Annotated in this window: 22 protein-coding genes; 14 read left to right on the forward strand and 8 right to left on the reverse strand. The window is 59.5% G+C overall.

What is annotated here, in order from left to right; all coding sequences use genetic code 11:
* Position 1 precedes the first annotated feature (1 nt).
* Positions 2-1165 (forward strand): OpgC family protein, encoded by a 1164-nt coding sequence (locus ACSQ3J_RS13075; protein ID WP_436039285.1) that lies wholly within the window; start codon positions 2-4, stop codon positions 1163-1165.
* A 49-nt stretch (positions 1166-1214) separates the two neighbouring features.
* Here the strand turns inward: ACSQ3J_RS13075 and ACSQ3J_RS13080 are convergent, their stop codons facing one another.
* On the reverse strand, positions 1215-2972 hold the full coding sequence (locus ACSQ3J_RS13080; RefSeq protein WP_060502630.1) for a glucan ABC transporter ATP-binding protein/ permease: 1758 nt from the start codon (positions 2970-2972) through the stop codon (positions 1215-1217).
* On the opposite strand from ACSQ3J_RS13080, the gene ACSQ3J_RS13085 reads away from it, so the two are divergent.
* The 3 genes from ACSQ3J_RS13085 to pyc all read left to right on the forward strand — a co-directional run bounded on the left by ACSQ3J_RS13085 (position 2966) and on the right by pyc (position 7743).
* Entirely contained in the window at positions 2966-3265 is a 300-nt protein-coding gene (locus tag ACSQ3J_RS13085) for a hypothetical protein (RefSeq protein WP_156393923.1), read from the forward strand. The two genes, ACSQ3J_RS13080 and ACSQ3J_RS13085, sit on opposite strands and share 7 nt — an antisense overlap.
* A 164-nt stretch (positions 3266-3429) precedes the next feature.
* Complete coding sequence (locus ACSQ3J_RS13090) at positions 3430-4170, forward strand: LuxR family transcriptional regulator (protein ID WP_060502631.1); 741 nt, start codon at positions 3430-3432, stop codon at positions 4168-4170.
* 114 nt (positions 4171-4284) lie between these two features.
* Positions 4285-7743, forward strand: coding sequence for a pyruvate carboxylase (gene pyc, locus ACSQ3J_RS13095; protein WP_060502632.1), 3459 nt, complete (start codon positions 4285-4287; stop codon positions 7741-7743).
* A gap of 74 nt (positions 7744-7817) precedes the next feature.
* Here the strand turns inward: pyc and ACSQ3J_RS13100 are convergent, their stop codons facing one another.
* Positions 7818-8504, reverse strand: a complete 687-nt coding sequence (locus ACSQ3J_RS13100; RefSeq protein WP_436039287.1) for a helix-turn-helix transcriptional regulator — start codon at positions 8502-8504, stop codon at positions 7818-7820.
* Between the two features lie 79 nt (positions 8505-8583).
* Between ACSQ3J_RS13100 and ACSQ3J_RS13105 the strand changes: the two genes are divergently transcribed.
* Complete coding sequence (locus ACSQ3J_RS13105; protein ID WP_436039288.1) at positions 8584-9492, forward strand: DMT family transporter; 909 nt, start codon at positions 8584-8586, stop codon at positions 9490-9492.
* A gap of 83 nt (positions 9493-9575) precedes the next feature.
* On the opposite strand, the gene ACSQ3J_RS13110 is transcribed toward ACSQ3J_RS13105, so the two are convergent.
* The 3 genes from ACSQ3J_RS13110 to ACSQ3J_RS13120 form a co-directional block, all read right to left on the reverse strand.
* Entirely contained in the window at positions 9576-10337 is a 762-nt protein-coding gene (locus ACSQ3J_RS13110) for an amino acid ABC transporter ATP-binding protein (RefSeq protein ID WP_060502635.1), read from the reverse strand.
* On the reverse strand, positions 10334-11014 hold the full coding sequence (locus ACSQ3J_RS13115; RefSeq protein ID WP_060502636.1) for an amino acid ABC transporter permease: 681 nt from the start codon (positions 11012-11014) through the stop codon (positions 10334-10336). The genes ACSQ3J_RS13110 and ACSQ3J_RS13115 overlap by 4 nt, the downstream gene beginning before the upstream one ends.
* 108 nt (positions 11015-11122) lie before the next feature.
* On the reverse strand, positions 11123-11899 hold the full coding sequence (locus tag ACSQ3J_RS13120) for an amino acid ABC transporter substrate-binding protein (RefSeq protein ID WP_060502637.1): 777 nt from the start codon (positions 11897-11899) through the stop codon (positions 11123-11125).
* A 307-nt stretch (positions 11900-12206) separates the two neighbouring features.
* Between ACSQ3J_RS13120 and ACSQ3J_RS13125 the strand changes: the two genes are divergently transcribed.
* The 4 genes from ACSQ3J_RS13125 to ispG all read left to right on the forward strand — a co-directional run bounded on the left by ACSQ3J_RS13125 (position 12207) and on the right by ispG (position 16112).
* Positions 12207-12989 (forward strand): DeoR/GlpR family DNA-binding transcription regulator, encoded by a 783-nt coding sequence (locus ACSQ3J_RS13125; protein ID WP_060502638.1) that lies wholly within the window; start codon positions 12207-12209, stop codon positions 12987-12989.
* Complete coding sequence (locus tag ACSQ3J_RS13130) at positions 12986-13369, forward strand: VOC family protein (RefSeq protein WP_060512053.1); 384 nt, start codon at positions 12986-12988, stop codon at positions 13367-13369. Before ACSQ3J_RS13125 ends, ACSQ3J_RS13130 begins: the two co-directional genes overlap by 4 nt.
* A gap of 30 nt (positions 13370-13399) precedes the next feature.
* The gene (locus ACSQ3J_RS13135; RefSeq protein ID WP_060502640.1) at positions 13400-14593 is read left to right on the forward strand and encodes an MFS transporter; all 1194 of its coding nucleotides are present in this window, start codon (positions 13400-13402) and stop codon (positions 14591-14593) included.
* Between the two features lie 265 nt (positions 14594-14858).
* A complete protein-coding gene (ispG, locus tag ACSQ3J_RS13140; RefSeq protein WP_037097109.1) occupies positions 14859-16112 on the forward strand; it encodes a flavodoxin-dependent (E)-4-hydroxy-3-methylbut-2-enyl-diphosphate synthase in 1254 nt (417 codons plus the stop codon).
* Position 16113: 1 nt separating this feature from the next.
* Here ispG and ACSQ3J_RS13145 read toward each other — a convergent pair whose 3' ends face one another.
* Positions 16114-16752: a LysE family translocator gene (locus tag ACSQ3J_RS13145; protein ID WP_060502641.1), complete on the reverse strand. Its 639-nt coding sequence runs from the start codon at positions 16750-16752 to the stop codon at positions 16114-16116.
* Between the two features lie 167 nt (positions 16753-16919).
* Complete coding sequence (locus ACSQ3J_RS13150) at positions 16920-17828, reverse strand: polyprenyl synthetase family protein (protein WP_060502642.1); 909 nt, start codon at positions 17826-17828, stop codon at positions 16920-16922.
* A gap of 132 nt (positions 17829-17960) precedes the next feature.
* On the opposite strand from ACSQ3J_RS13150, the gene mtgA reads away from it, so the two are divergent.
* From mtgA to ACSQ3J_RS13170, 4 genes are all read left to right on the forward strand, one after another.
* A complete protein-coding gene (gene mtgA, locus ACSQ3J_RS13155; protein ID WP_060502643.1) occupies positions 17961-18737 on the forward strand; it encodes a monofunctional biosynthetic peptidoglycan transglycosylase in 777 nt (258 codons plus the stop codon).
* 78 nt (positions 18738-18815) lie between these two features.
* Positions 18816-19463 (forward strand): glutathione S-transferase family protein, encoded by a 648-nt coding sequence (locus ACSQ3J_RS13160; RefSeq protein ID WP_060502644.1) that lies wholly within the window; start codon positions 18816-18818, stop codon positions 19461-19463.
* 159 nt (positions 19464-19622) lie between these two features.
* Positions 19623-19808 (forward strand): 50S ribosomal protein L32, encoded by a 186-nt coding sequence (rpmF, locus tag ACSQ3J_RS13165; protein WP_060502645.1) that lies wholly within the window; start codon positions 19623-19625, stop codon positions 19806-19808.
* Positions 19809-20040: 232 nt separating this feature from the next.
* A complete protein-coding gene (locus ACSQ3J_RS13170) occupies positions 20041-20448 on the forward strand; it encodes a hypothetical protein (RefSeq protein ID WP_060502646.1) in 408 nt (135 codons plus the stop codon).
* 53 nt (positions 20449-20501) lie between these two features.
* Here ACSQ3J_RS13170 and phaR read toward each other — a convergent pair whose 3' ends face one another.
* Entirely contained in the window at positions 20502-21083 is a 582-nt protein-coding gene (phaR, locus tag ACSQ3J_RS13175) for a polyhydroxyalkanoate synthesis repressor PhaR (protein ID WP_037097124.1), read from the reverse strand.
* A 222-nt stretch (positions 21084-21305) separates the two neighbouring features.
* Between phaR and ACSQ3J_RS13180 the strand changes: the two genes are divergently transcribed.
* A complete protein-coding gene (locus tag ACSQ3J_RS13180) occupies positions 21306-22487 on the forward strand; it encodes an acetyl-CoA C-acetyltransferase (protein WP_436039290.1) in 1182 nt (393 codons plus the stop codon).
* The last annotated feature ends 34 nt before the right edge of the window (positions 22488-22521 follow it).

Consider the following 22521-nt stretch of genomic DNA (forward strand, 5'->3'; position numbering starts at 1 on the left):
AATGCTTCAAAAGCTGCAATTCGAGCCGCCTGCCGATGACAGGCAGATGGCGCAAGCCCACACTGTTCCTTCACAGCGCGACACGCGTCTCGACGTCTTTCGGGCACTTTGTCTGCTGACGATCTTCGTCAATCATGTGCCGGGGCAATATCTCGAATACCTGACCACAAAAAACTTCGGATTTTCGGATTCGGCTGAAGCCTTCGTGCTGATCTCCGGGCTGTCCGCCGGGCTGGCTTATGGGCGGAAATTCACGATCGGCAACCGTCTTGCGCTCAGTTTGAAGATCTGGCGCCGCGCGTTCACGCTCTACATCGCACATATCATGACCAGTATCATCACGCTGGCGATCTTTGCCGGCGGGGCGCTCTATTTTGGCCGTCAGGACCTGATTGGCGAGATCAACATCAAGCCGCTTGTCGATCATACCGAACAAGGAATTGTCGCCATGGTGCTGCTCGGACACCAGTTGGGCTACAACAACATCCTGTCGATGTACGCTGTCGTCTTCCTATTGTTGCCCGCGATGCTCTGGCTCTACGGGCGAAGCCCTTTCCTGTTGTTCATGGCATCGGCAGCCCTGTGGCTTGCGGCAGGTATCGTCACCATCGTGCCCATCAATTTTCTCGATGAAGGCTACTGGTTCCTCAATCCCTGGTCCTGGCAGTTCCTGTTCGTCATCGGGATGATCTGCATGATGCGGGCGCGGGCCGGCAAACCGGTACAGCGCCATCCGCTGCTGGTGGCGATAGCGGCGGGCTATGTGACGCTGTCGTTGTTCTGGGTGCTCTTGTCCTGGTGGAACCTGGATTTCTCCTATGGCCTGCCAACTGTCCTGACTGGTTTTGACAAGACATTCCTGTCCTTGACGCGGCTGCTGCACGTTCTGGCGCTCGGTTATCTGCTGGCGGTCTTTCCGGTGTTCAGCCGCCTGACGCGCCTGCGCATTGACCACCCGCTTGTCCAGATCGGCCGGCATTCGCTGCCAGTGTTTATCTTCGGGACTATTCTTGCGATGGTCGGCCAGGTGCTCCTGTTCGTCACCGGCCGGGATCCGCTCTGGGGCTCGCTGTTCGTGCTTGCCGGCATCGGGTTGCACTTCGCCTATGCCCGGTATCTCGACTGGATCGGTGGATTGTCCCGGCTCTCGGTGGCGAAGGCATAAAAAAGGCCCCTGTGCGGGGCCTTTTCAAGTTCGGTGGTTGCTCCTGGTATCAGGCGGCGGCGTGGCTCTTGCGCACATCGTCGTCGGTCAGGATACCGCTTGCCCTGAGCAGGGAGGCGAACCGGCCGTTGCTCTGGCTGAGCTCGTTGAAGCCGCCCATCTCGACGATCTTGCCGTGATCCATGAAGATCACCAGATCGGCCTCGCGCACCGTCGACAGGCGATGGGCGATGATGAAGGTGGTACGGTCCTTGCGCAGGTTGTCGATCGCAGCCTTCACCCGGTTCTCGGTTTCGACGTCGAGCGCGCTCGTCGCCTCATCCAGCACCAGGATCGGCGCATTCTTCAGAATTGCCCGGGCAATGGCGATACGCTGGCGTTCGCCGCCGGACAGCCGGTTACCACGCTCGCCGACGCGGGTATCGTAACCGCCCTGGCGGCCTTCGATGAAGTCGGCAGCGGCGGCAGCCTCGGCAGCGGCCATGACTTCGTCCAGCGATGCGTCTTCACGACCGAGGCGGATGTTCTCGCAGATCGACCGGTTGAGCAGGCCTGCATCCTGGAACACGGTGGCGATCGAGCGGCGCAGCGACTTGCGGGTAACGGTCGAGATATCGACGCCATCGACAAGGATCTGGCCACTGGCTGGCTCGTGGACGCGCTGCAGAAGGTTGACCAACGTCGTCTTGCCGGCGCCGGTCGGACCGACGATGGCGATTGTCTGGCCGGCCTTGGCGGTAAACGAGACGTTGCGCATGCCTTCGGTCGAGTTGGCGAAGTTGAAAGAAACGTCGCGGAATTCGACTTCGCCGCGGACATTGTTCAACTCGCCAGCATCGGCAGGCTCTTCGCGTTCACGCACCGAATCTTCCAGCACGAAGAAGTCTTCGAGCTTGGCGCGGGCTTCGAAAATCTGCGTCACGAAGGCTTTCATCTGGTCGAGGCGGCCAATCAGCAGGCCGGCAAAGCCGATGAAGGCAATGACGTCGCCGATACCGAGTTCGCCCTTTTGCACGAGGAACGTGCCAATGACGAGGATGGCCATCATCGAAATGGTCGAAGCCATGCGGTTCAGCGCACTCGCCAATGCCCACCAGTCGAGAACCGGCAGCTGGGCCGAGATCAGCTTCTGGGTGAAGTTCTTCAATTCACGGGTCTCAGCCTCGATACGGTTATAGCTATGCACAACGGACACGTTGCTGATCGAGTCGGAGACGTGGGAAAAGACCGTGTGATAATGGTCTTCGACCGAAGCCTGACCTTCCTTCGTGCGGGTCATGACGAACTTGCCGACGACCACATAGAGCACGCCGAGAACGACGAGAACGAGCGACAGGCGAACGTCCATGGCAAAGGCTGTGGGAACAAGAAGTGTGAGCGCCACCGCAGTCGCCAGATGCTGGCGCATGAATTCGAGCCAGAGGCCGAACAGCGTTTCGCAGGCGCGCAAGAGCGTGTGCAGGGCATTCGACGTGCCGCGCTGGGTATGCCAGGACAGCGGCATGGAGATGATCCGGCCGAAGGCTTCGGTAATCAGCGTCGAGCGGCGCGTATGCGCCAGGCGGTCAGCCTCGCGGGCGACCAGCACGAAGGCCACCGTGTTGAAGACGCCGAGACCTGCCCACATCAACAGCATAGGGGTGACGGCTTGTTTGGATGTGATCGCGTCGATGATGCGGCCGAACAGAATGGGCTCGGCAATCGTGATAACAGCCAAGACAACGTTGGCGGCAACGATGGCTGAAACACGAAGCTTATGGACGGCAAGATACTGAAGCGCTCTTGCATAGATCTGGAACAATGACACTGTCTTATCCCTCTTGGGCATTTGGTTTGCGGTGCAATGAAAAAGCAACAGGGCATTTGCATCGCGGGGAATGGTCCAGGGAAGAAAAGTCCCGTTTGGAAAAGGTATTCATTCTCTCATCTTTGGTGGATGGAATGAAAATTCCAAAACTGAACGCCTTCTTCCTTCCGTTTGTAATTCTCTTGACCCGCAGGCAACGAAAGTCATCTTTTTGGCTTCTGCGCGCAAACTTGATTGTGATAAACCAGCGCGGTGATTGGGAATTCCAGACACCTGAAGTTGATCATTCATAGCTTGCTATTTTTCGCGCCTTGCAGTTCGTTGACGATGCCGTGCCAGGTGGTCGCATGACTGATGCTCGGATTATCGCGATTGCAACATGAATGGGTGCTGAACGGGACATTCATGTTGCGGCGCACAGGGCGGTTGGAGATTAAAAAATTTTGAAGGGGCCTTTATGAATATCACGTTGCTGGTGCAATTTTTGGCACTGATAGACGAGATGCGAAGCAGGGATGAGATTGTTCAGGAATTCGAGCGTCTCATGGACCACTATGGTTTCGATTATTACGGAATTGTCCGCCAACCCAAGCCCGACGAGAATCCGTTGAGCCTGCTGCTTGCCGGCCGCTGGCCGGATGGCTGGCCGCAGATCTACATCAAGAAAAAATACGTTATCATCGATCCGACCATCCGCTACCTCGGCCATGCGCAACGCGGTTTCCGCTGGCGTGATACGCTGGTCGCCTTCCGCTCTGATCCGCATCGCAAGCGTATGGAACGCATGATGGTCGAAGCGCGGGGCCATGGCCTCTATGACGGCTATATCTTCCCTGTTCACGGACGCCGGGGTCTGCTTGGCAATATGACTTTGGGCGGTCGTGTCGTCGATCTCAGCCCGGTCGAAATGAGCATCTTTGACGGCATTGCCAAGAAGATATTTTGGCGCCTGCTGGAGCTTTCCGACCCGACCGTGCTTGCGGAAATGGTATCCACGGTCGATGTGCAGATGACCCGCCGCGAGATGGAGGCTCTGCACTACCTGGCAGACGGCATGACTTCGAACGAGATCAGCAAGATCCTCGATATCTCCACTCATACCGTCGATTGGTACATGAATGGCATTCAGGACAAGCTGAACGCGAAAAATCGCCATCATGCCGTGGCGTTGTCGTTTCGTCTGGGACTGATTTCCTGATCGAAAATGAATCTTTCCCGGGCGTCACTCTGAAATTGAACTTCAAGTCATGAAACGCTAATAATTCTTTTCGCGGTGCAGCATTACCGTGTTTCAAGTCTTGAGGAGTCCGACTTGCCCATTTCCAAAATCCTTGTCGCCAACCGTTCTGAAATTGCCATTCGCGTCTTTCGCGCTGCAAACGAACTGGGAATAAAAACGGTTGCGATATGGGCGGAAGAGGACAAGCTGGCGCTCCACCGGTTCAAGGCGGACGAGAGCTATCAGGTCGGGCGTGGGCCGCATCTTGCCCGTGATCTCGGCCCGATCGAAAGCTATCTGTCGATCGAGGAAATCATCCGGGTTGCCAAGCTGTCCGGTGCCGATGCCATTCATCCGGGCTACGGCCTTCTGTCCGAAAGCCCGGAATTTGTCGACGCCTGCAAGGCGGCCGGGATCATCTTCATCGGCCCGACCGGGGACACGATGCGCCGGCTTGGCAACAAGGTGGCGGCGCGCAATCTCGCCATCGAGATCGGCGTACCGGTCGTGCCGGCCACGGACCCGCTTCCCGATGACATGGTAGCCGTTGCCAAGATGGCTGAAGAGATCGGCTATCCAATCATGCTCAAGGCCTCCTGGGGTGGTGGCGGCCGCGGCATGCGGGCGATCCGCGATCCCAAGGATCTGGCCCGCGAGGTGACGGAAGCCAAACGCGAGGCGATGGCCGCCTTCGGCAAGGACGAGGTCTATCTTGAAAAGCTGGTCGAGCGTGCGCGCCATGTCGAAAGCCAGGTTCTCGGCGATACCCATGGCAATGTCGTGCATCTGTTCGAGCGCGACTGTTCAGTTCAGCGCCGTAACCAGAAAGTCGTCGAGCGCGCGCCGGCACCGTATCTGAGTGAAGCCCAGCGGCAGGAGCTGGCGTCCTATTCGACAAAAATCGCCAAGGCGACGAACTATGTCGGCGCCGGCACCGTCGAATATCTGATGGATATGGACTCGGGCAAATTCTACTTCATCGAAGTCAACCCGCGCATCCAGGTCGAGCACACCGTTACCGAGGTCGTTACCGGCATCGATATCGTCAAGGCGCAGATCCATATTCTCGAAGGCTTTGCCATCGGCACGCCGGAATCCGGCGTTCCGAAACAGGAAGACATCCGTCTCAACGGTCATGCCCTGCAGTGCCGCATCACCACGGAAGACCCCGAGCAGAACTTCATTCCCGACTATGGCCGTATCACCGGCTACCGTTCGGCCTCCGGCTTCGGCATCCGCCTCGACGGCGGTACGGCCTATCCCGGCGCTGTCATCACCCGCTATTACGATCCGCTGCTGGTGAAGGTTACCGCCTGGTCGCCGAGCCCGCAGGAGACGATTGCCCGCATGGACCGCGCCCTGCGCGAGTTCCGTATCCGCGGCGTTGCCACCAACCTGACCTTCCTTGAAGCGATCATCACGCATCCGAAGTTCAAGGATAACAGCTACACGACCCGGTTCATCGACACGACACCGGAACTGTTCCAGCAGGTCAAGCGCCAGGACCGTGCCACCAAGCTGCTGACCTATCTTGCTGACGTCACCGTCAACGGCCACCCGGAAGCCAAGGGCCGCCCGAAGCCCAGCGCCGATGCGGCAAAGCCGGTCATCCCGCGCAGCCAGGGCGAGATCGTTGACGGCACCAAGCAGAAGCTCGATGCGCTCGGGCCGAAGAAATTCGCCGAATGGGTGCGCGCCGAAAAGCGTGTGCTCCTGACCGATACGACGATGCGCGATGGCCATCAGTCGCTGCTCGCCACCCGCGTGCGCACCTATGACATCGCCCGGATCGCCGGAACCTATGCCCGCACGCTGCCGACGCTGTTTTCGCTCGAATGCTGGGGCGGCGCGACATTCGACGTTTCAATGCGCTTCCTGACGGAAGATCCGTGGGAGCGCCTTGCCAAGGTGCGCGAGGATGCGCCGAACCTGCTGCTGCAGATGCTGCTGCGCGGTGCCAATGGCGTCGGCTACAAGAACTATCCCGACAATGTCGTCAAATATTTTGTTCGTCAGGCGGCTCGGGGCGGCATCGACGTTTTCCGCGTGTTCGATTGCCTGAACTGGGTCGACAACATGCGCGTCTCGATGGATGCGGTGGCGGAAGAGAACAAGATCTGCGAGGCGGCGATCTGCTATACCGGCGATATCCTCAACTCCGCCCGCCCGAAGTACGACCTGAAATACTATACCGCGCTGGCTGCAGAGCTTGAACGGGCCGGCGCCCACATGATCGCGCTGAAGGACATGGCGGGCCTGTTGAAGCCGGCTGCTGCCACGGTCCTGTTCAAGGCGTTGCGCGAAGCAACCGACTTGCCGATCCATTTCCACACGCATGATACATCGGGCATCTCGGCCGCGACCGTCCTTGCTGCCGTGGATGCCGGTGTCGATGTCGTCGATGCGGCGATGGACGCTTTCTCCGGCAATACTTCGCAGCCCTGCCTCGGTTCAATCGTCGAGGCCCTCCGTGGCTCGGAACGCGATCCGGGCCTCGATCCCGAATGGATCCGCCGCATCTCGTTCTACTGGGAGGCCGTGCGCAACCAGTACGCCGCGTTCGAAAGTGATCTCAAGGGGCCAGCATCGGAAGTCTATCTGCACGAAATGCCGGGTGGCCAGTTCACCAATCTCAAGGAACAGGCCCGCTCGCTCGGTCTTGAAACCCGCTGGCATCAGGTGGCGCAGGCCTATGCCGATGCCAACCAGATGTTCGGTGATATCGTCAAGGTAACGCCGTCATCCAAGGTGGTCGGCGATATGGCGCTGATGATGGTCTCCCAGGATCTGACGGTTGCCGATGTGAAGAACCCGGCCAAGGACGTGTCCTTCCCGGATTCGGTCGTGTCGATGCTGAAGGGCGATCTCGGTCAGCCTCCGGGCGGATGGCCGAAGGCGCTTCAGGAAAAGGCGCTGAAGGGTGAAAAACCCTATACGGAACGTCCCGGTTCGCTGCTTGCCGACGCCGACCTCGATGCCGAACGCAAGGCGATCGAGACCAAACTGGAGCGCGCCGTCAGCGACTGCGAGTTCGCTTCGTACCTGATGTATCCGAAGGTCTTCACCGACTACGCGCTGGCCGCCGACACGTATGGCCCGGTTAGCGTGCTTCCGACACCGGCCTATTTCTACGGTTTGACCGCCGGTGAAGAATTGCTGCCGGAGCTTGAAAAAGGCGTCTCGCTGGTCGTCCAGCATCAGGCCATGAGCGAGCCGGACGAGCAGGCAATGGTCAAGGTGTTCTTCGAGATCAACGGCCAGCCGCGCCTGATCAAGGTTCCCGACCGCAACCGCGCGGCATCGAGCACAGCCCGCCGCAAGGCCGATCTCGGCAATGCGGCCCATCTCGGTGCGCCGATGCCGGGCGTTATCTCGACGGTCTCGGTATCCGCGGGACAGGCGGTCAAATCCGGCGACGTGCTGCTATCCATCGAAGCGATGAAGATGGAAACGGCGCTGCATGCGGAAAAGGACGGCACGATCGCCGAAGTTCTCGTCAAGACCGGTGACCAGATCGATACCAAGGATCTTCTGATCGTCTATGGGGCTTGATGCCTCCCTATCGATGCAAAACGGCCGGGTAAAACCCCGGCCGTGATCGGCGGTAAAGATTTTCTCGCAGAACCTTAAGGTTTCAGCGAACGCTTCGCCATCCATTCGGCCATCATCGCGCTGCTGTCGGTGGCAAAGCGTTCTTCGAGCACTTCAGACATGGCTATGCGGTCGGCGCGGAAATGCCGGTAGTCCTCGCGCAGCTCGCACCATGCGGCAATCAGCGTGACATCGACATAATAAACCGTGGCGATCGGCCAGATCGTCCGTCGCGACCGGCGCTGCTGCTCGTCAATATAGGTGATATTGATCTTGCGGCACGTGCGGATGGCATTGCGCACAGCGAGCAGTTCGATCCCGTCGGGGCGGACTGTATCCCCTTCCGATACATAGAATCTCGGAGATGCCAGGTAAGAGCGCAACTCCTTCGGTACAGTGTGCTGAAGCTTGTTCAGCACACTCTCCGCAGCTTCCTGCAGTTTCGGATCGCGAATGCGATGCACGAGGTTGGCGCCAACCGTGATCGCCTCGACCTCCTCCATCGTAAACATCAGCGGCGGGAGGTCGAACCCCTTGCGAAGGAAGTATCCAAGCCCGGGTTCTCCCTCGATTGGGATACGGCGTGCCTGCAACGTCGCAATGTCGCGGTAGACGGTTCGGGTCGTGACTTCCAATTTTTGCGCCGGCGCAGAGGCTGTTGTGGGCTGCGTCTTTCCGCGCAATGCCTGGATGATATCAAAAAGACGATCGGCGCGGCGCACGCATGAACCTCCCAAACACCACTGACAAAACGGTGTCAGTAGCATCGGAGTACAAAGCCCCGGACGCAAGGGGGCAACAATGCAAGACGATCAAAACAAATGGCTCGGCACGCTGCTGATTATAGGGTCCGCGGTTGCCTACAGCTTGTCTGGATACTTCACCCGATTGATTACGCTCGATGTCTGGACTGTTCTGTTCTGGCGGGGAATCTTCGGTGGGCTCTTCATCGGCGCTTATGTTGCGTGGTGGTACCGGAAAGGCTTGTGGGAAGCGATCCGCGCCATCGGGGCGCCCGGCCTTTGGGTGATGATGCTGTCCACGCTCGCGACGATTTGCTTCATCAACGCGCTGCGTCTGGCTCCAGTAGCAGACGTCATGACAATTCATGCCGCAATTCCGTTCATGACTGCCATGCTCGCCCTGATCTTTACAGGGGAGCGGGAAGACTGGACGACATGGGCTGCCAGTCTCACAGCGCTGGTCGGCGTCATGATTATTGCCAATCCGCAAGCCTCCGTTGGCTATCTGACGGGCTACGGCTTCGCGACGGCGATGGCGCTATCGTATGCAGCTATGATCGTGGTCATTCGCAAGAACCGGCATGTGTCCATGCTTCCGGCTGCGTGCCTATCTGCCTTTGTCTGCGCACTTGTGGCCCTGCCATTCGCCGATCCCATGCAGGTGACGGTGGCTGCCATGTTTGATCTTGTGCTGTTCGGAACTGTCCAATTCGGGCTCGGACTGTTGTTGATGACGGTCGGGACGAGGCTGATTTCCGCAACCCGTTCCGCGCTCATAGGCAGCATGGAAAACCCGCTCGCACCGCTCTGGGTCTGGCTGGCCTTCGGGGAGCTTCCCGCTTGGGCCACCTGGGTTGGAGGCAGCTTGGTCATGGCGGCGGTCATCTTTGACGTTTTGAAAAAATCGAAGCGGCAGCACAAAGCGAGCAAGACACTGGCTCAAAGTCAGAGTTTCGTCCGCCGCTAAAACTCCCGGTATTGAACCCTTGCGGCTGAGCGAATGGTGCATTGCTAGAGTTGCGCGTTAGACACAAACCGTCAATTTCATCGTCAAATATCGTAATTATTGCCCGCACTCAGCGATGAGATGAACTTTTTCGTCCGATCCCGTTCGGGCGTCTGGAAGATGTTTTTCGGTGCGCCGCTCTCGACGATCAGGCCTCCGTCGAGGAACAGGACCTGGTGGGCGACCTTGGAGGCGAGGCGCAGGTCGTGGGTCGCCATGATCATCGTCGTGCCTTCGGCTGCAAGCCGGTTCAGCACTTCGACGACTTCTTCCGCCAGTTCCGGATCGAGCGCCGAGGTCGGCTCGTCGCAGAGCAGCACACGAGGCGAAGGGGCAAGCGCACGGGCGATGGCAACACGTTGTTGCTGGCCACCGGAGAGCGTCGCGGGCCAGGCATCTGCCTTATGCGCCATGCCGACCTTTTCGAGCAATTCCTGTGCGCGGGCTCTTGCCTTCTCCTTCGGCCATTTCAAGACCGTGACTAGGCCCTCCATGACGTTTTCAATGGCAGTCTGATGCGGGAAAAGCTGGAAATTCTGGAAGACCATGCCGGTCTGGCGGCGCAGGCGCTGGATCGCGTCCCAGCCTGTCTTCCTGTTCGGCTCGAAGGTGATTTCTTCCTCGCCCAGCCGGATCGTTCCGGCGGTCGGGATTTCCAGAAGGTTGACGCAGCGCAGCATCGTGCTCTTGCCGCCGCCGGAAGGGCCGACCAGCGCAGTCACGGTGCCTTCGGCAATCCGCACGCTGATATCCTTCAGGACGACGTTATCGCCGAAGCGTTTTTCGATATGGGTGAGCTCGATCATGTGCGCGCCTCCAGGAAACCGCCATAGCGGGCGAAGCGTTTTTCCAGCCGGACCTGCAGCGCGGAGAGAACGGAGCTCAAGGCCAGATAGAGCAGGGCTGCCTCGATATAGAGGATCAACGGTTCATAGGTGGTGGCAACAATGCGCTGCGCAGTCTGGAACAGTTCGGGGACCGTGATCGCCGCCGCAAGTGACGTATCTTTCACCAGCGATATAAAGGTATTCGACAAAGGCGGTACGGCGACACGTGCTGCCTGCGGCAGGATGGTGCGCCGCATCGCTTGGCTCCAGCTCATGCCGATCGAATAGGCCGCCTCCCACTGGCCGCGCGGCACTGACGAGATGACCGCCCGGATAATTTCGGATGTGTAGGCGCCAATATTCAGTGTGAAGCCGATCAGGGCCGCCGGGAAGGCGTCGAGCAGGATGCCGACGGCGGGCAGCCCGTAAAAAATCACAAAGAGCTGGACGAGCAGCGGCGTACCGCGAATGACCCAGACGTAAAACCGCGCTACGGCGGCCAGTGGCCGCGGGCCGAATAGCCGCACGACAGCAGTTAATAGGCCCAGCGCCAGTCCGAATGTGAACGACAACAGTGTCAGCGGAATGGTGAAGATCAGCCCGGCGCGTAGCAGCGGCCAGAGTGAATCGAGCATCAGTTGAAGCCAAGGGGGCACGGGCGGGCCTTTCAAACGACATGATCCGCCCCGGATGCCGGAACGGATCATGTCTTATAGTTCACAGAACGGCGCGGCGAAACCTGTCCCGCCGCGCCGTTTTAAAGGTTATTTCGAAACGTCTGCGCCGAAATACTTCTGCGAGATGGCGTCGTAGGTGCCATCGGCCTTGATGTCGACCAGCGCCTTGTTGATGGCTTCGAGAAGTTCAGGCTCGCCCTTGCGGACGATGATGCCGGAATAGTCGGCATTGGCCTGCTCGGCAGCGATTTTCACCGGCGCATCGGGCTTCTTCTTCTTGAAGTCGAGAAAGGACAGGCTGTCGTTGATCGTCGCATCGGCGCGGCCGGTCAAAACCAGCTGGATCGACTGGTCGAAACCGTCGGTGCCGACGAGTTCAGCACCGGAAGCCGTTGCCAGCTTGCCGAAATTGCTGGTCAGCGACTGAGCCGCGTTCTTGCCCTTCAGGTCTGGGAAATCCTTGATGTCGGCATTATCCGACTTGACGATCAAAACGGCCTTGGAGGCGATATAGGGCTCGGAGAAGTCGTACTTCTTCTTGCGCTCTTCGGTGATGCCGACCTGGTTGATGACGGCGTCGTAGCGGTTGGCGTCGAGGCCGGCGATCAGCCCGTCCCACTTGCCTTCGAGGAATTCGGCCTTGACGCCCAGCTTCTTGGCGACCGCTTCGCCGATTTCGACGTCGAAGCCGACGAGCTTGCCGCTTTCGTCATGATAGGTGAACGGAGCGTAGGTGCCTTCCGTGCCGATCTTCAGCGCGCCAGCCGACTTGACGGCTTCGAGGTTTTCACCGGCGTGAGCGGTACCGAACGAAACCAGCTGGGCGAAGGCAGCAGCGGCGAGAAGTGTGGGAACCCATTTCATTTTGTTTTTCCATCTTTTTGGTCCGGCCCGTCTGCCGGTGTGAAGGGGACAATCGCATACCGCCCGACGCATGACAGCACACAAAACTTCATTGTGCGCTGCAAGAGCGAAAGGTTTTTCTCAAATTCAGGCCGTTTCAACCCAAAATTGGCGCCGGACGGCTAAAATCAAGGCGGAGTGCTACTTTTTACGGCGGCGCCGCTGCTATTTCCGACATTCGTCACATAAATCGATTGAAAAACCACTAAAAGAGGATTATGCACGTTTATGCCGATTTGCACTCATTCATGCGTGATTTGAATTTGCCATGCAAACAGACCTTCTTTTACGACAGAGGCAAAGCCTGATTCAGGATCGCCTGCGGCTGTCCGGCCGCGTGTTGGCGGTTGATCTGGCGCAAGAATTCAACGTTTCCGAGGATACGATCCGCAGGGATCTGCGCGAACTGGCAGCTGCCGGCCTGTGCGAGCGGGTCTATGGCGGCGCGTTGCCGTTCGTGCCTGGAGGCACGACGCTGTCCCAGCGTGTCAGCGAAGCGCCCGAGCGCAAGGCGGCGCTTGCCGCCGCCGCCGTTCCTTTTATCAAAGCCGGTATGACTGTCTTCTTTGACGCGAGTTCGACCAATCTCGCGATCGCACAGGCGATTCCCGCTGGTCTGGAACTGACGGCGGTCACCAATACGCCGCTGATCGCGTCTGCGCTCATGGAAAATCCGGACATCGATATCATCTTGATCGGCGGCAAGATCGACCGGCTGGTCGGGGCTGCCATCGGTGCCAAGGCACAGCGTGATGTTTCCGTGCTGCGGCCCGATCTCTGCATTCTCGGGGTTTGCGGCGTCGATCTTGATGCCGGACTGACGGCCATTGAGTATGAGGATGCGGAATTCAAGCGACTTGTCGCCCGCAACAGTGCTGCGGTTCTGGCGGCAGTGACCAACGATAAGCTGGGCACCTCTGCCCCACACGCGGTCATTACGGCGCAGGAATGCACGACGCTGATCGTCGAGCATGATGCAGTTCGAAAAGCCGCCGATCTTTACGCGGGCCAAGGCATCAAAGTCGTTTACGCAGGAGGAACAAAAGCATGAGGATTGCCCATGTCGCACTCTGGACCGCTGACCTTGATCGTCTCTGCCGCTTCTGGGCCGAAATCTTCGGCGCCACAGTTGGCGATCTCTATCAAAGTGCAAGGCGCCCCGGTTTCTCGTCACGATTTCTGTATCTGAAGGACGGGCCGTCGATCGAATTGATGCAAGGGCCCTGGATCAACGGCGAGGAGGAGCAAGGCGAGCGCCAAGGCTACGCGCATCTGGCCCTGTCTCTCGGCAGCCGCGAGGCTGTCGATGCCTTGGCAACGAAAGCGGCGGCATCCGGCATCCTTCTGTCACCGGCCCGCATGACGGGCGACGGCTTTTACGAGGCCGTCCTCAGCGACCCCGACGGCAATCCCATCGAAATCACGGCCTGACGCCGGTACTGAATTCTACAGGAAGAGACCATGGATCAACACACTACCAAATCGCCGCAGGCTGCCGTCCGGCAAGGCTACATGCCAAAGAGCCGCCTCGCCGTCTCGCTGCTCTTCCTGATGAACGGTTTCGTCACCGGCAGCTGGGCGCCCAAAATCCCGGAATTCAAGGAAAAGCTCGGCATCAGCGAAAGCGTGCTTGGTCTGCTGATTCTCGCCTTCGGCATCGGTTCGTTGATATTGATGCCGATTGCCGGTGGCTTCATCGCCCGGATGGGGTCGCAGAAGGTGGTGAGGGTGACGGCGATCATTCTGTCGCCGCTGCTTCTGCTCCTTACGCTTCTTCCCAATGTCTGGACGGCTGTTTTCGGCATGCTTCTGCTCGGCGGTTTCGTCGGCGCCATGGACGTGGCGATGAATGCCAATGCGGTCGAAGTGGAAAAGTCGATGCGCCGGGCGATCATGTCGTCCTGCCATGCCTATTGGAGCCTCGGGGGCCTGATCGGCGCTGCGAGTGGCGGCCTGATCATGGCGCATTTCGGCGTCTATGTGCATGCCATCCTCGTCACGCTGGTCTGCCTTTCGGTGCTGGCGGTTGCCTGGCCGATGATCCTGGCTGATCAACCACACCCCGATACCGCCAAGCAGAAGCTGCGGCTGCCGTCCAACCCGCTGCCCTGGCTGATCGGTCTGGTGGCCCTGTTTTCCATGGTGCCGGAAGGCACGGTGCTCGATTGGGGCGCACTCTATCTGCGCAATGAGCTTGGCGCATCGGTTGCGATGTCAGGTTTTGGTTTTGCGGCCTTCTCGGCGACGATGGCGATCATGCGCTTTGCCGGTGACCATGTCCGCGACCGGTTCGGTGGTGTGAAAACCCTGCGCGTCTGCACCCTGACGGCGCTGGTCGGGCTCATGCTTGCTGGTCTGGCACCCAATGCGCCGCTGGCCATCCTCGGCTTCGCGCTCGCCGGTGTCGGTATTTCCAACATGGTGCCGATCGCGTTTTCCGCTGCGGGTAATATGCCGGGCCTGGCGCCGGGCATCGGTTTGTCGGTCGCCACCTTCATGGGCTATTCCGGAATGCTGTTTGCCCCGTCGCTGATCGGCTTTGTTGCCGAGCACACAGGCTTCTCGATCATCTTCACCTGCGTGCCGATTCTGTTCATCGTCGTTCTGGCGCTCTCGCATCATGCGGTGCATGCCGACCCGAAGGGGCACGATTGAATGATGATTGGCCTTTGCAATGGCCCCTCATCCGGCCTGTCGACCACCTTCTCCCCGCTGGACGGGGAGAAGGGACTTGCGGCAAACTCCGTCATCCCCTCTCCCCGCCCGCGGGGAGAGGGTTAGGGTGAGGGGGCCTTGGGACGAACCGATCGGCAATGGCAGACATCAAATCGCCGTCAATGAATGATGTTGCCGTTGACAAGGCGGCTTTCCTCATCCACCTCAGGGAAAGTCGCCGCAACAGCACGTGCAAGGGGCTTTCATGTCTTCCGCCTTCGATTATGAACCGCAACCCCGCAGGGCCTCCGTTGCCGTCGATGTTGGCGGGGTGATCGTCGGGGGCTCGGCGCCCGTGGTCGTCCAGTCGATGACCAATACCGATACGGCGGATATCGATGCGACCGTTGCCCAGGTCGCCGCTCTTCACAGGGCCGGTTCCGAACTGGTGCGCATCACGGTCGATCGCGACGAAAGCGCTGCCGCCGTGCCGAAGATTCGCGAGCGCCTCGAGCGTCTTGGCCTCGATGTGCCGCTGATTGGCGATTTCCACTATATCGGCCACAAGCTTCTGGCTGACCATCCGGCCTGCGCCGAAGCCTTGGCAAAGTACCGCATCAATCCCGGCAACGTCGGCTTCAAGGCCAAGAAAGATAAACAGTTCGCCGACATCATCGAGCGCGCCATCCAGTTCGACAAGCCGGTCCGTATCGGCGTCAACTGGGGATCGCTGGATCAGGAGCTCCTGACCAAGATGATGGACGACAATCAGGCCAACGGCTTTCCGCTGACAGCCCAGCAGGTGATGCGCGAGACCATCGTGCAGTCGGCGCTGATTTCGGCAGAGCTTGCCGAGGAGATCGGCCTGCCGCGCAATCGCATCATCCTGTCGGCCAAGGTGTCGAATGTGCAGGATTTGATCGCCTGCTATGCGATGTTGTCGACCCGTTCCAACCATGCTCTGCATTTGGGCCTGACGGAAGCGGGAATGGGCTCGAAGGGCATCGTTTCGTCTGCTGCGTCACTGGGCATTCTCATGCAGCAGGGCATCGGTGATACGATCCGCATCTCTCTGACGCCGGAGCCCGGCGGCGACCGCACCCGTGAGGTGCAGGTGGCGCAGGAATTGCTGCAGGTCATGGGCTTTCGCCAGTTCATTCCGGTCGTTGCCGCCTGTCCGGGCTGCGGACGCACCACCTCGACGGTGTTCCAGGAGCTGGCGCAGAAGATCGAGGGCGATATCCGCCGCAACATGCCGGTCTGGCGTGAAAAATATCCGGGCGTCGAAGGCCTGAAGGTCGCGGTCATGGGCTGCATCGTCAATGGCCCAGGTGAAAGCAAGCATGCCGATATCGGCATCTCGCTGCCCGGTACCGGCGAACTTCCAGCCGCGCCCGTCTATATCGATGGCAAGAAGGCGCTGACGATCCGCGGCACCAATATCGCCGGTGATTTCGAGACGCTTGTCGGTGAATATATCGAGAAGCGTTTCGGCCAGGGTCAGGCTGCAGCCGAATAGGCTATAGTTTTACCGTCAGCAGCTTCAGGCCGGCGAAGGCGAAAAAGCCGGCCATGGCACCTTCTATCCAGCGGCGGGACTTCTTGTAGCCGCGGTGCACGGGCTCGATCGAAAACAGCAATGCAAACCCCATGAAGATGATGACGCCGAGCAGCATGCAGCCGCCGATCAGGATCGGCATGACCTGCGGCGCATCTTGCGGCGTGCCGAGCGAAACCAGCGTCAGCCAGGAAAAGATCGCCTTTGGATTGGTCAGGTGGATGCCAAGGCCCTTGAGGTAAAGGCGGTGAAGCGAGGGTGGCTGCTTTTCGAGCAGTACTGATGCTTCGGTTTCTTTCCGCATCGCCGCTTTTAGTGCCTTGAGCGCCAGCCAGAGCAGATAAAGCCCGCCCGCGATCTTCAGGATGAAGAGCGCGTTGCCATATGTGCGGATCAGGGCCGATAGCCCAGCAGCCGCCAGCATCGCCCAGGTGTAGGAGCCCGTGAGAACGCCCGCCGCCAGCGCCAGTCCGCCGGCGCGGCCGCGGCTGATCGAGGTGGAGATGATCGCCACGATCGCAGGTCCGGGCGAAGCGGTGGCGATGATATAGGCGCCCCAGGCGACCATCAGTTGCGGCAGGTAGGGCATAAGGTTTGACATGCGCAATCTCCGGTGCGGTGCTTTCAAGCGCGGCAGGCCGCCATCATGCCGGTCACGAATGGAAAGAGAATGCGCATTCTTGTTGCGGTGACAATTTTGGCGGGCGGAGCGGGCGGGGTGTCTGGCTACACCTGTACCTCATCCGCCCCTCAGAACCGTTTGGCCGTTCAGTGGTTGCGATTTGCGATGAAACGGGCGGTCTCGTTGAGAATATCGGCGCGCGTGCCGAATGGCTCAAGCAGGACGGCAGCGTCTGCGACCAGCGCTGCCAACCGGGTTTCCGCCCAAGCCTGACCGCGCAGCGAAACCAGCGTGCCCTTGCCCCGGGCCGCATCCTTGCCGGTCGCCTTGCCCATGGTCTCCGCATCCGCCGTCAGATCCAGCAGATCGTCGGCAAGCTGGAACGCGAGACCAACGGTTTCGCCATAAGTTCGCATCAACCAGCGTTCATCGGCACTGCCCCCGGCGATGATGGCGCCGGCTTCGCAGGCAAAGCGGATCAGTGCTCCGGTCTTCATCGCCTGTAGTCTGACGATGGCCGCTTCGTCCGGTTCTGATGTCTCGGCTGCCAGATCCAATACTTGTCCACCGGCCATGCCGCCGACGCCGGAGGCGCGCGCCAGCGCCAGCACCAGCTCGGTCTTCTGCCGATCGGGAAGGTTGGTCTCCGGGGCGGCGATGATGTCGAAGGCGAGTGTCAGAAGGCTGTCGCCGGCCAGGATCGCATTGGCTTCGCCATAGGCGATATGCACGGTCGGCTGGCCGCGGCGGACGTCGTCGTCGTCCATGGCCGGGAGATCGTCATGCACAAGTGAGTAGCTGTGGACACATTCAAGCGCTGCGCCGACGCGCAGGGCCGCTTGCCGGTCGCCACCGAGAAAGGCGGTGCTTTCTATGACCAGGAATGGGCGCAGGCGCTTGCCGCCGTTCAAGACCCCGTGGCGCATCGCAGCAAGGAGGGGTGCCGGCCGTGTAATTTCGTCTGCCTGCGGTTTTTCGCCGAGAATGCCGGTCAGGCAGGCCTCGATGTCTGCGGCGTTGCTCTTCAGGCGGATTTCGAAGGATGTCTCGCTCATGCGGCGCTGTTTGCCATGACTGTGCGCCCACTGGCAACGGGATTTTACCATATCGGCAGCCGCAGGCGCGGCTTGCTGTGTAATGCCGAGAAAACCATTCAAATTTAGCCGTGCTTGCTCTATGAAAATTGGATGGATTATCAGGCGGGCGTTTCAGGCGTGGACATCGTACCGGAAACTCGGGGGGAGGAAGAGGACGTGTCTTCCAGCCGTTCGCGAGGATGGGGTCAGGCCTTGCGGCGGCGCTGGCGGCAGATCGCATTGATCGCGGTTGCCTTCGTGCTGTTGCCCTATGTCCTGATCATCCTCTACGCGCCGAGCTTCATCCATCCGATTTCAACACTGATGTTGCGCGATCTCGTGCTTCTCCGCGGTTATGACCGCCAGTGGGTCGCCTTCGAGGATATATCGCCCAATCTGGTCCGGTCGGTGATGATGTCGGAAGATGGCCAGTTCTGTATTCATGATGGCGTTGACTGGGTGCAGATGCGCGGCGTCGTCACGGATGCTCTGGAGGGCGAATCCACGCGTGGCGCCTCGACGATCCCGATGCAGACGGCCAAGAACCTCTTCCTGTGGAATGGCCGCTCGTTCATCCGCAAGGGCATGGAGCTGCCTTTGGCGCTTGCGGCAGATTTCGTCTGGAGCAAAGAGCGGATGATGGAACTCTATCTCAATGTCGCCGAGTGGGGGCCTGGCATCTATGGCGCCGAAGCAGCGGCAAGGCACCATTTCGGCGTTCCCGCCGCCAAGCTGACCCGGCGGCAGGCCGCACTTCTCGCCGTATCCCTGCCAAATCCGATCGAGCGGAACGCCGGCAAACCCGGCCGTGGATTGCGCAGTCTGGCCTCGCTCATCGAGCGCCGCGCCAGCCGGTCCGGCGAATATATCAAATGCCTTTATGAGTGAGATCAGGTCTTTTCATTGGCTGTGATGGTACGGTGTCGTCTATAGCGAGTCTTAGTTTACCTGGATCGGAGAAGACCGATGACCAAACTCACGCTCTATGTTGGGAACAAGAACTATTCCTCCTGGTCGCTCCGGCCGTGGCTCGCGCTGGAAGCATGCGGCGTGCCGTTCGAGGATGTCGTCATTCCGTTCGACTTTCCGGCCGGAAACCCGAAATTCAAGGAAATTTCACCGACAGGCCGCGTCCCCGTCCTGCATCATGGTGATATTCGCGTCTGGGAATCGCTGGCGATCATCGAGTATGCAGCCGAGCTGTTCCCGGATGCCGGACTCTGGCCCGTGGATCCAGCCGAACGTGCCGCTGCCCGCAGCTATTCGATGGAGATGCTCGCCGGCTTTGGGGCCTTGCGGAATGCCTGCCCGATGAACATGCGCCGCGAAAAGCGGGCGATCGCTCTGCCGGATGGCGTGTTGAAGGATGTCGAACGGATCGAGACGATCTGGCGCGAGGCGGTGGCCCGTTCCGGCGGCCCCTTCCTGTTCGGCCGCTTTACCGCAGCCGACGCCATGTTTGCGCCGGTGGTCAATCGTTTCGAAGTTTACGACCTTACGCGCAATCCGGTGTCGCTCGAATATATGGATGCGGTAAAGACCCATCCGGCCTTCCAGAAGTGGCAGGATGCGGCGCTGAAGGAAACCTGGGTCGTATCGGAAGATGAGGCCTGATCCTGGCATAGGCCCGGCATAGCGAAAAAATAGCTGTGGGGACTGGTCAAACGCCTGTTGGGCATGTATAAGCCCGGCAAATTCCGAGATTGACATCTGTTTGTCCCGGCCAAAGGTCTGGTCGATCAACAGAGTTTTGCCCGATAAGTGGAGTATGAAATGGCTGTACCTAAAAGAAAAACAAGCCCGTCCAAGCGCGGTATGCGCCGTTCCGCTGACGCGCTGAAGACCCCGACCTACGTCGAAGACAAGAACTCCGGCGAACTGCGCCGCCCGCACCACATCGACCTGAAGACAGGCATGTACCGCGGCCGTCAGGTTCTGACCCCGAAGGCTTCCGCTTAATCAGCGGCGCCGTCAGGCTGTGATTGAAGGGGCTGGCTTTTGCCGGCCCTTTTTCCGTTGTCCGCCGGGGAGTGGCGCGGGGCGTTTTCCCCTTCCACCGCCATAGTTTTCCCAAATCCCTGCGCTATCCGCCAGCCGTGGCCGTTTTCTTGACGCTTGCTGCGCTGTAAGGCACATATCGATCGACGCTTCGCCTTGAGAGGCAGGCGCGAGAAACTGGGAGCCATTGCTGATGATTGCCGCCGTTCCGTTACTGATCCTGCCGTTCATTCTCTACAATCTTGGAATGATGGGCGTGCTTGGAAGCGGCGGTGTCGCAGTTTTCGAAAACACGGTTTTCTCGATGACGATGCTGTCCGGTGCCGTCTGGACGATGAGCATGGGCGATCTGATGATCGTCATTGCGCTTGTTCTGCTCTTCGTCGAAATCCTCAAGGCAACCCGCATCAGCTCCAAGGCGCTGATGGATCATCTGCTCTCGATGGTTCTGTTTATCGTCTTTCTGGTGGAGTTCCTGCTGGTCGCCAATGCCGCGACCCACGTCTTCTTCATCCTGATGACGATCAGCTTCATCGATGTCATTGCCGGCTTCTCCGTGTCGATGCGCACGGCAGGACGGGATGTTTCGATCGGCCTTTGATAAAGCTCCAGGCGGCGCCGCAAGCCGCCGGATGCGGCGTGCGGCATAAGGTGTCAGCCGAGATTTTCCAGCTTCGTCTGCAGGGCGCGTAATTGTTCCTTCAGCTCATCGATGTCCTTGGCTTCCGCCTTGCGCGGTTCCTTCGCGGCGGGCGCTGCTGCCATGAAGGGCGAAAACATCTGCATGGCCTGATGGAAAAGGTCGGTATTGCGCTTGACCTGTTCTTCCACCAATTGCATCGGCACGGCCAGATTCTTGCCGAGCGGCGTATCGCCAAAAGCCTTGTTGATCTGTTCGCGCATCTGCGATTGCTGGTCGGTAAATGCCTGCATCGAATGCTCGAGATAGCTCGGCACCACCATCTGCATCTGGTCGCCATAAAACGAGATCAACTGGCGCAGGAACGAGATCGGCAAAAGCGTGTTGCCCGTCTTGGATTCCTGCTCGAAAATGATCTGTGTCAGCACCGAATGGGTGATGTCATCGCCTGACTTCGCGTCCTGGACAGTGAATTCCTCTCCCTTTTTCACCATCACCGCGAGATCGTCGAGCGTCACATAGGTGCTCGTTCCGGTATTGTAGAGCCTCCGGTTGGCATATTTTTTGATTACGATCTGACCGTCGTGTTTAGCCATATGGGTCTCCTCCCATGCTCCCGTCTTTATTATGTTTTTCAGAGTACCCGTAAAAAACCGGTTCTGACAATCTCTTTGTGCGTTGCGTGGACGCAGGTGCAAAATTTTGCCTCGTGATCCGATTGGGAAACGAAACGCGCCGCGCTGCATCAAGGCGTTTGACTTGCGCCACGTCCTTTGCCAGTCTTTAGCAATTGCGAGAAAAGAACGAGGAAACATCTGATGAGCACTCCCTCCATCGTCATCGCCAGTGCGGGCCGAACCGCAGTTGGATCGTTCAACGGCTCCTTTGCCAACACTCCGGCCCATGAGCTTGGTGCCGCGGTCATCAAGGGGGTGCTGGAGCGCGCCGGCGTCGCGGCAGCCGAAGTCGATGAAGTCATCCTCGGCCAGGTCCTGTCGGCCGGAGAGGGCCAGAACCCCGCCCGCCAGGCGGCGATGAAGGCCGGTATTCCGCAGGAAGCGACGGCCTGGGGCATGAACCAGCTCTGCGGCTCGGGTTTGCGCGCTGTCGCGCTCGGCATGCAACAGCTTGCAACCGGAGACGCAAAGATCATCGTTGCCGGCGGCATGGAATCCATGTCGATGGCGCCGCATTGCGCGCACCTGCGCGGCGGCGTGAAGATGGGCGATTTCAAGATGGTCGATACCATGATCAAGGATGGCCTGACCGACGCCTTCTACGGCTACCACATGGGCACGACCGCCGAGAACGTCGCCAAGAAGTGGCAGCTGTCGCGTGAAGATCAGGACCTTTTTGCACTGGGATCGCAGAACAAGGCGGAAGCGGCGCAGAAGGCCGGACGTTTTGCCGATGAGATCATTCCCTTCATCGTCAAGGGCCGCAAGGGCGACGTCACCGTCGATCAGGACGAATATATCCGCCACGGCGCAACGCTGGATTCGATGGCGAAGCTTCGCCCCGCTTTCGACAAGGAGGGCACGGTTACCGCCGCCAACGCTTCCGGCCTGAATGATGGTGCAGCTGCAACGCTGCTGATGTCGGAAGCCGAAGCCGGCCGCCGCGGTATTCAGCCGTTGGCGCGTATCGTTTCCTGGGCAACTGCCGGTGTCGATCCGCAGATCATGGGCACAGGCCCGATCCCGGCTTCGCGCAAGGCGCTGGAAAAGGCTGGTTGGTCGGTTGCCGATCTTGAACTCGTCGAGGCCAACGAGGCGTTTGCGGCCCAGGCCTGCGCCGTCAACAAGGATCTTGGCTGGGATCCCTCGATCGTCAACGTCAACGGTGGTGCGATTGCCATCGGGCATCCGATCGGAGCTTCCGGCGCTCGCGTGTTGAATACGCTTCTGTTCGAAATGAAGCGCCGTGGCGTCTCCAAGGGGCTGGCGACGCTGTGCATCGGTGGCGGCATGGGTGTCGCCATGTGTGTCGAACGGCTGTGACCCTTACCCGTTAGTCGATCGTCCCGGCTCACCG

The sequence above is a fragment of the Rhizobium sp. LjRoot98 genome, from assembly GCF_964252935.1.
In the GTDB taxonomy this organism is placed as follows: domain Bacteria; phylum Pseudomonadota; class Alphaproteobacteria; order Rhizobiales; family Rhizobiaceae; genus Pararhizobium.

Bases quoted from the DNA above. Each gene is read 5' to 3' on its own strand.
- ACSQ3J_RS13170 (WP_060502646.1), top strand. From the start codon at position 20,041: ATGATTGCCGCCGTTCCGTTACTGATCCTGCCGTTCATTCTCTACAAT.
- ACSQ3J_RS13180 (WP_436039290.1), top strand. From the start codon at position 21,306: ATGAGCACTCCCTCCATCGTCATCGCCAGTGCGGGCCGAACCGCAGTT.
- ACSQ3J_RS13125 (WP_060502638.1), top strand. From the start codon at position 12,207: ATGCAAACAGACCTTCTTTTACGACAGAGGCAAAGCCTGATTCAGGAT.
- ACSQ3J_RS13150 (WP_060502642.1), bottom strand. From the start codon at position 17,828: ATGAGCGAGACATCCTTCGAAATCCGCCTGAAGAGCAACGCCGCAGAC.
- ACSQ3J_RS13105 (WP_436039288.1), top strand. From the start codon at position 8,584: ATGCAAGACGATCAAAACAAATGGCTCGGCACGCTGCTGATTATAGGG.
- ACSQ3J_RS13110 (WP_060502635.1), bottom strand. From the start codon at position 10,337: ATGATCGAGCTCACCCATATCGAAAAACGCTTCGGCGATAACGTCGTC.
- rpmF (WP_060502645.1), top strand. From the start codon at position 19,623: ATGGCTGTACCTAAAAGAAAAACAAGCCCGTCCAAGCGCGGTATGCGC.
- mtgA (WP_060502643.1), top strand. From the start codon at position 17,961: ATGGATTATCAGGCGGGCGTTTCAGGCGTGGACATCGTACCGGAAACT.
- ACSQ3J_RS13085 (WP_156393923.1), top strand. From the start codon at position 2,966: ATGACACTGTCTTATCCCTCTTGGGCATTTGGTTTGCGGTGCAATGAA.
- ACSQ3J_RS13145 (WP_060502641.1), bottom strand. From the start codon at position 16,752: ATGTCAAACCTTATGCCCTACCTGCCGCAACTGATGGTCGCCTGGGGC.
- ACSQ3J_RS13120 (WP_060502637.1), bottom strand. From the start codon at position 11,899: ATGAAATGGGTTCCCACACTTCTCGCCGCTGCTGCCTTCGCCCAGCTG.
- ACSQ3J_RS13135 (WP_060502640.1), top strand. From the start codon at position 13,400: ATGGATCAACACACTACCAAATCGCCGCAGGCTGCCGTCCGGCAAGGC.
- phaR (WP_037097124.1), bottom strand. From the start codon at position 21,083: ATGGCTAAACACGACGGTCAGATCGTAATCAAAAAATATGCCAACCGG.
- ACSQ3J_RS13130 (WP_060512053.1), top strand. From the start codon at position 12,986: ATGAGGATTGCCCATGTCGCACTCTGGACCGCTGACCTTGATCGTCTC.
- ispG (WP_037097109.1), top strand. From the start codon at position 14,859: ATGTCTTCCGCCTTCGATTATGAACCGCAACCCCGCAGGGCCTCCGTT.
- ACSQ3J_RS13090 (WP_060502631.1), top strand. From the start codon at position 3,430: ATGAATATCACGTTGCTGGTGCAATTTTTGGCACTGATAGACGAGATG.
- ACSQ3J_RS13075 (WP_436039285.1), top strand. From the start codon at position 2: ATGCTTCAAAAGCTGCAATTCGAGCCGCCTGCCGATGACAGGCAGATG.
- ACSQ3J_RS13160 (WP_060502644.1), top strand. From the start codon at position 18,816: ATGACCAAACTCACGCTCTATGTTGGGAACAAGAACTATTCCTCCTGG.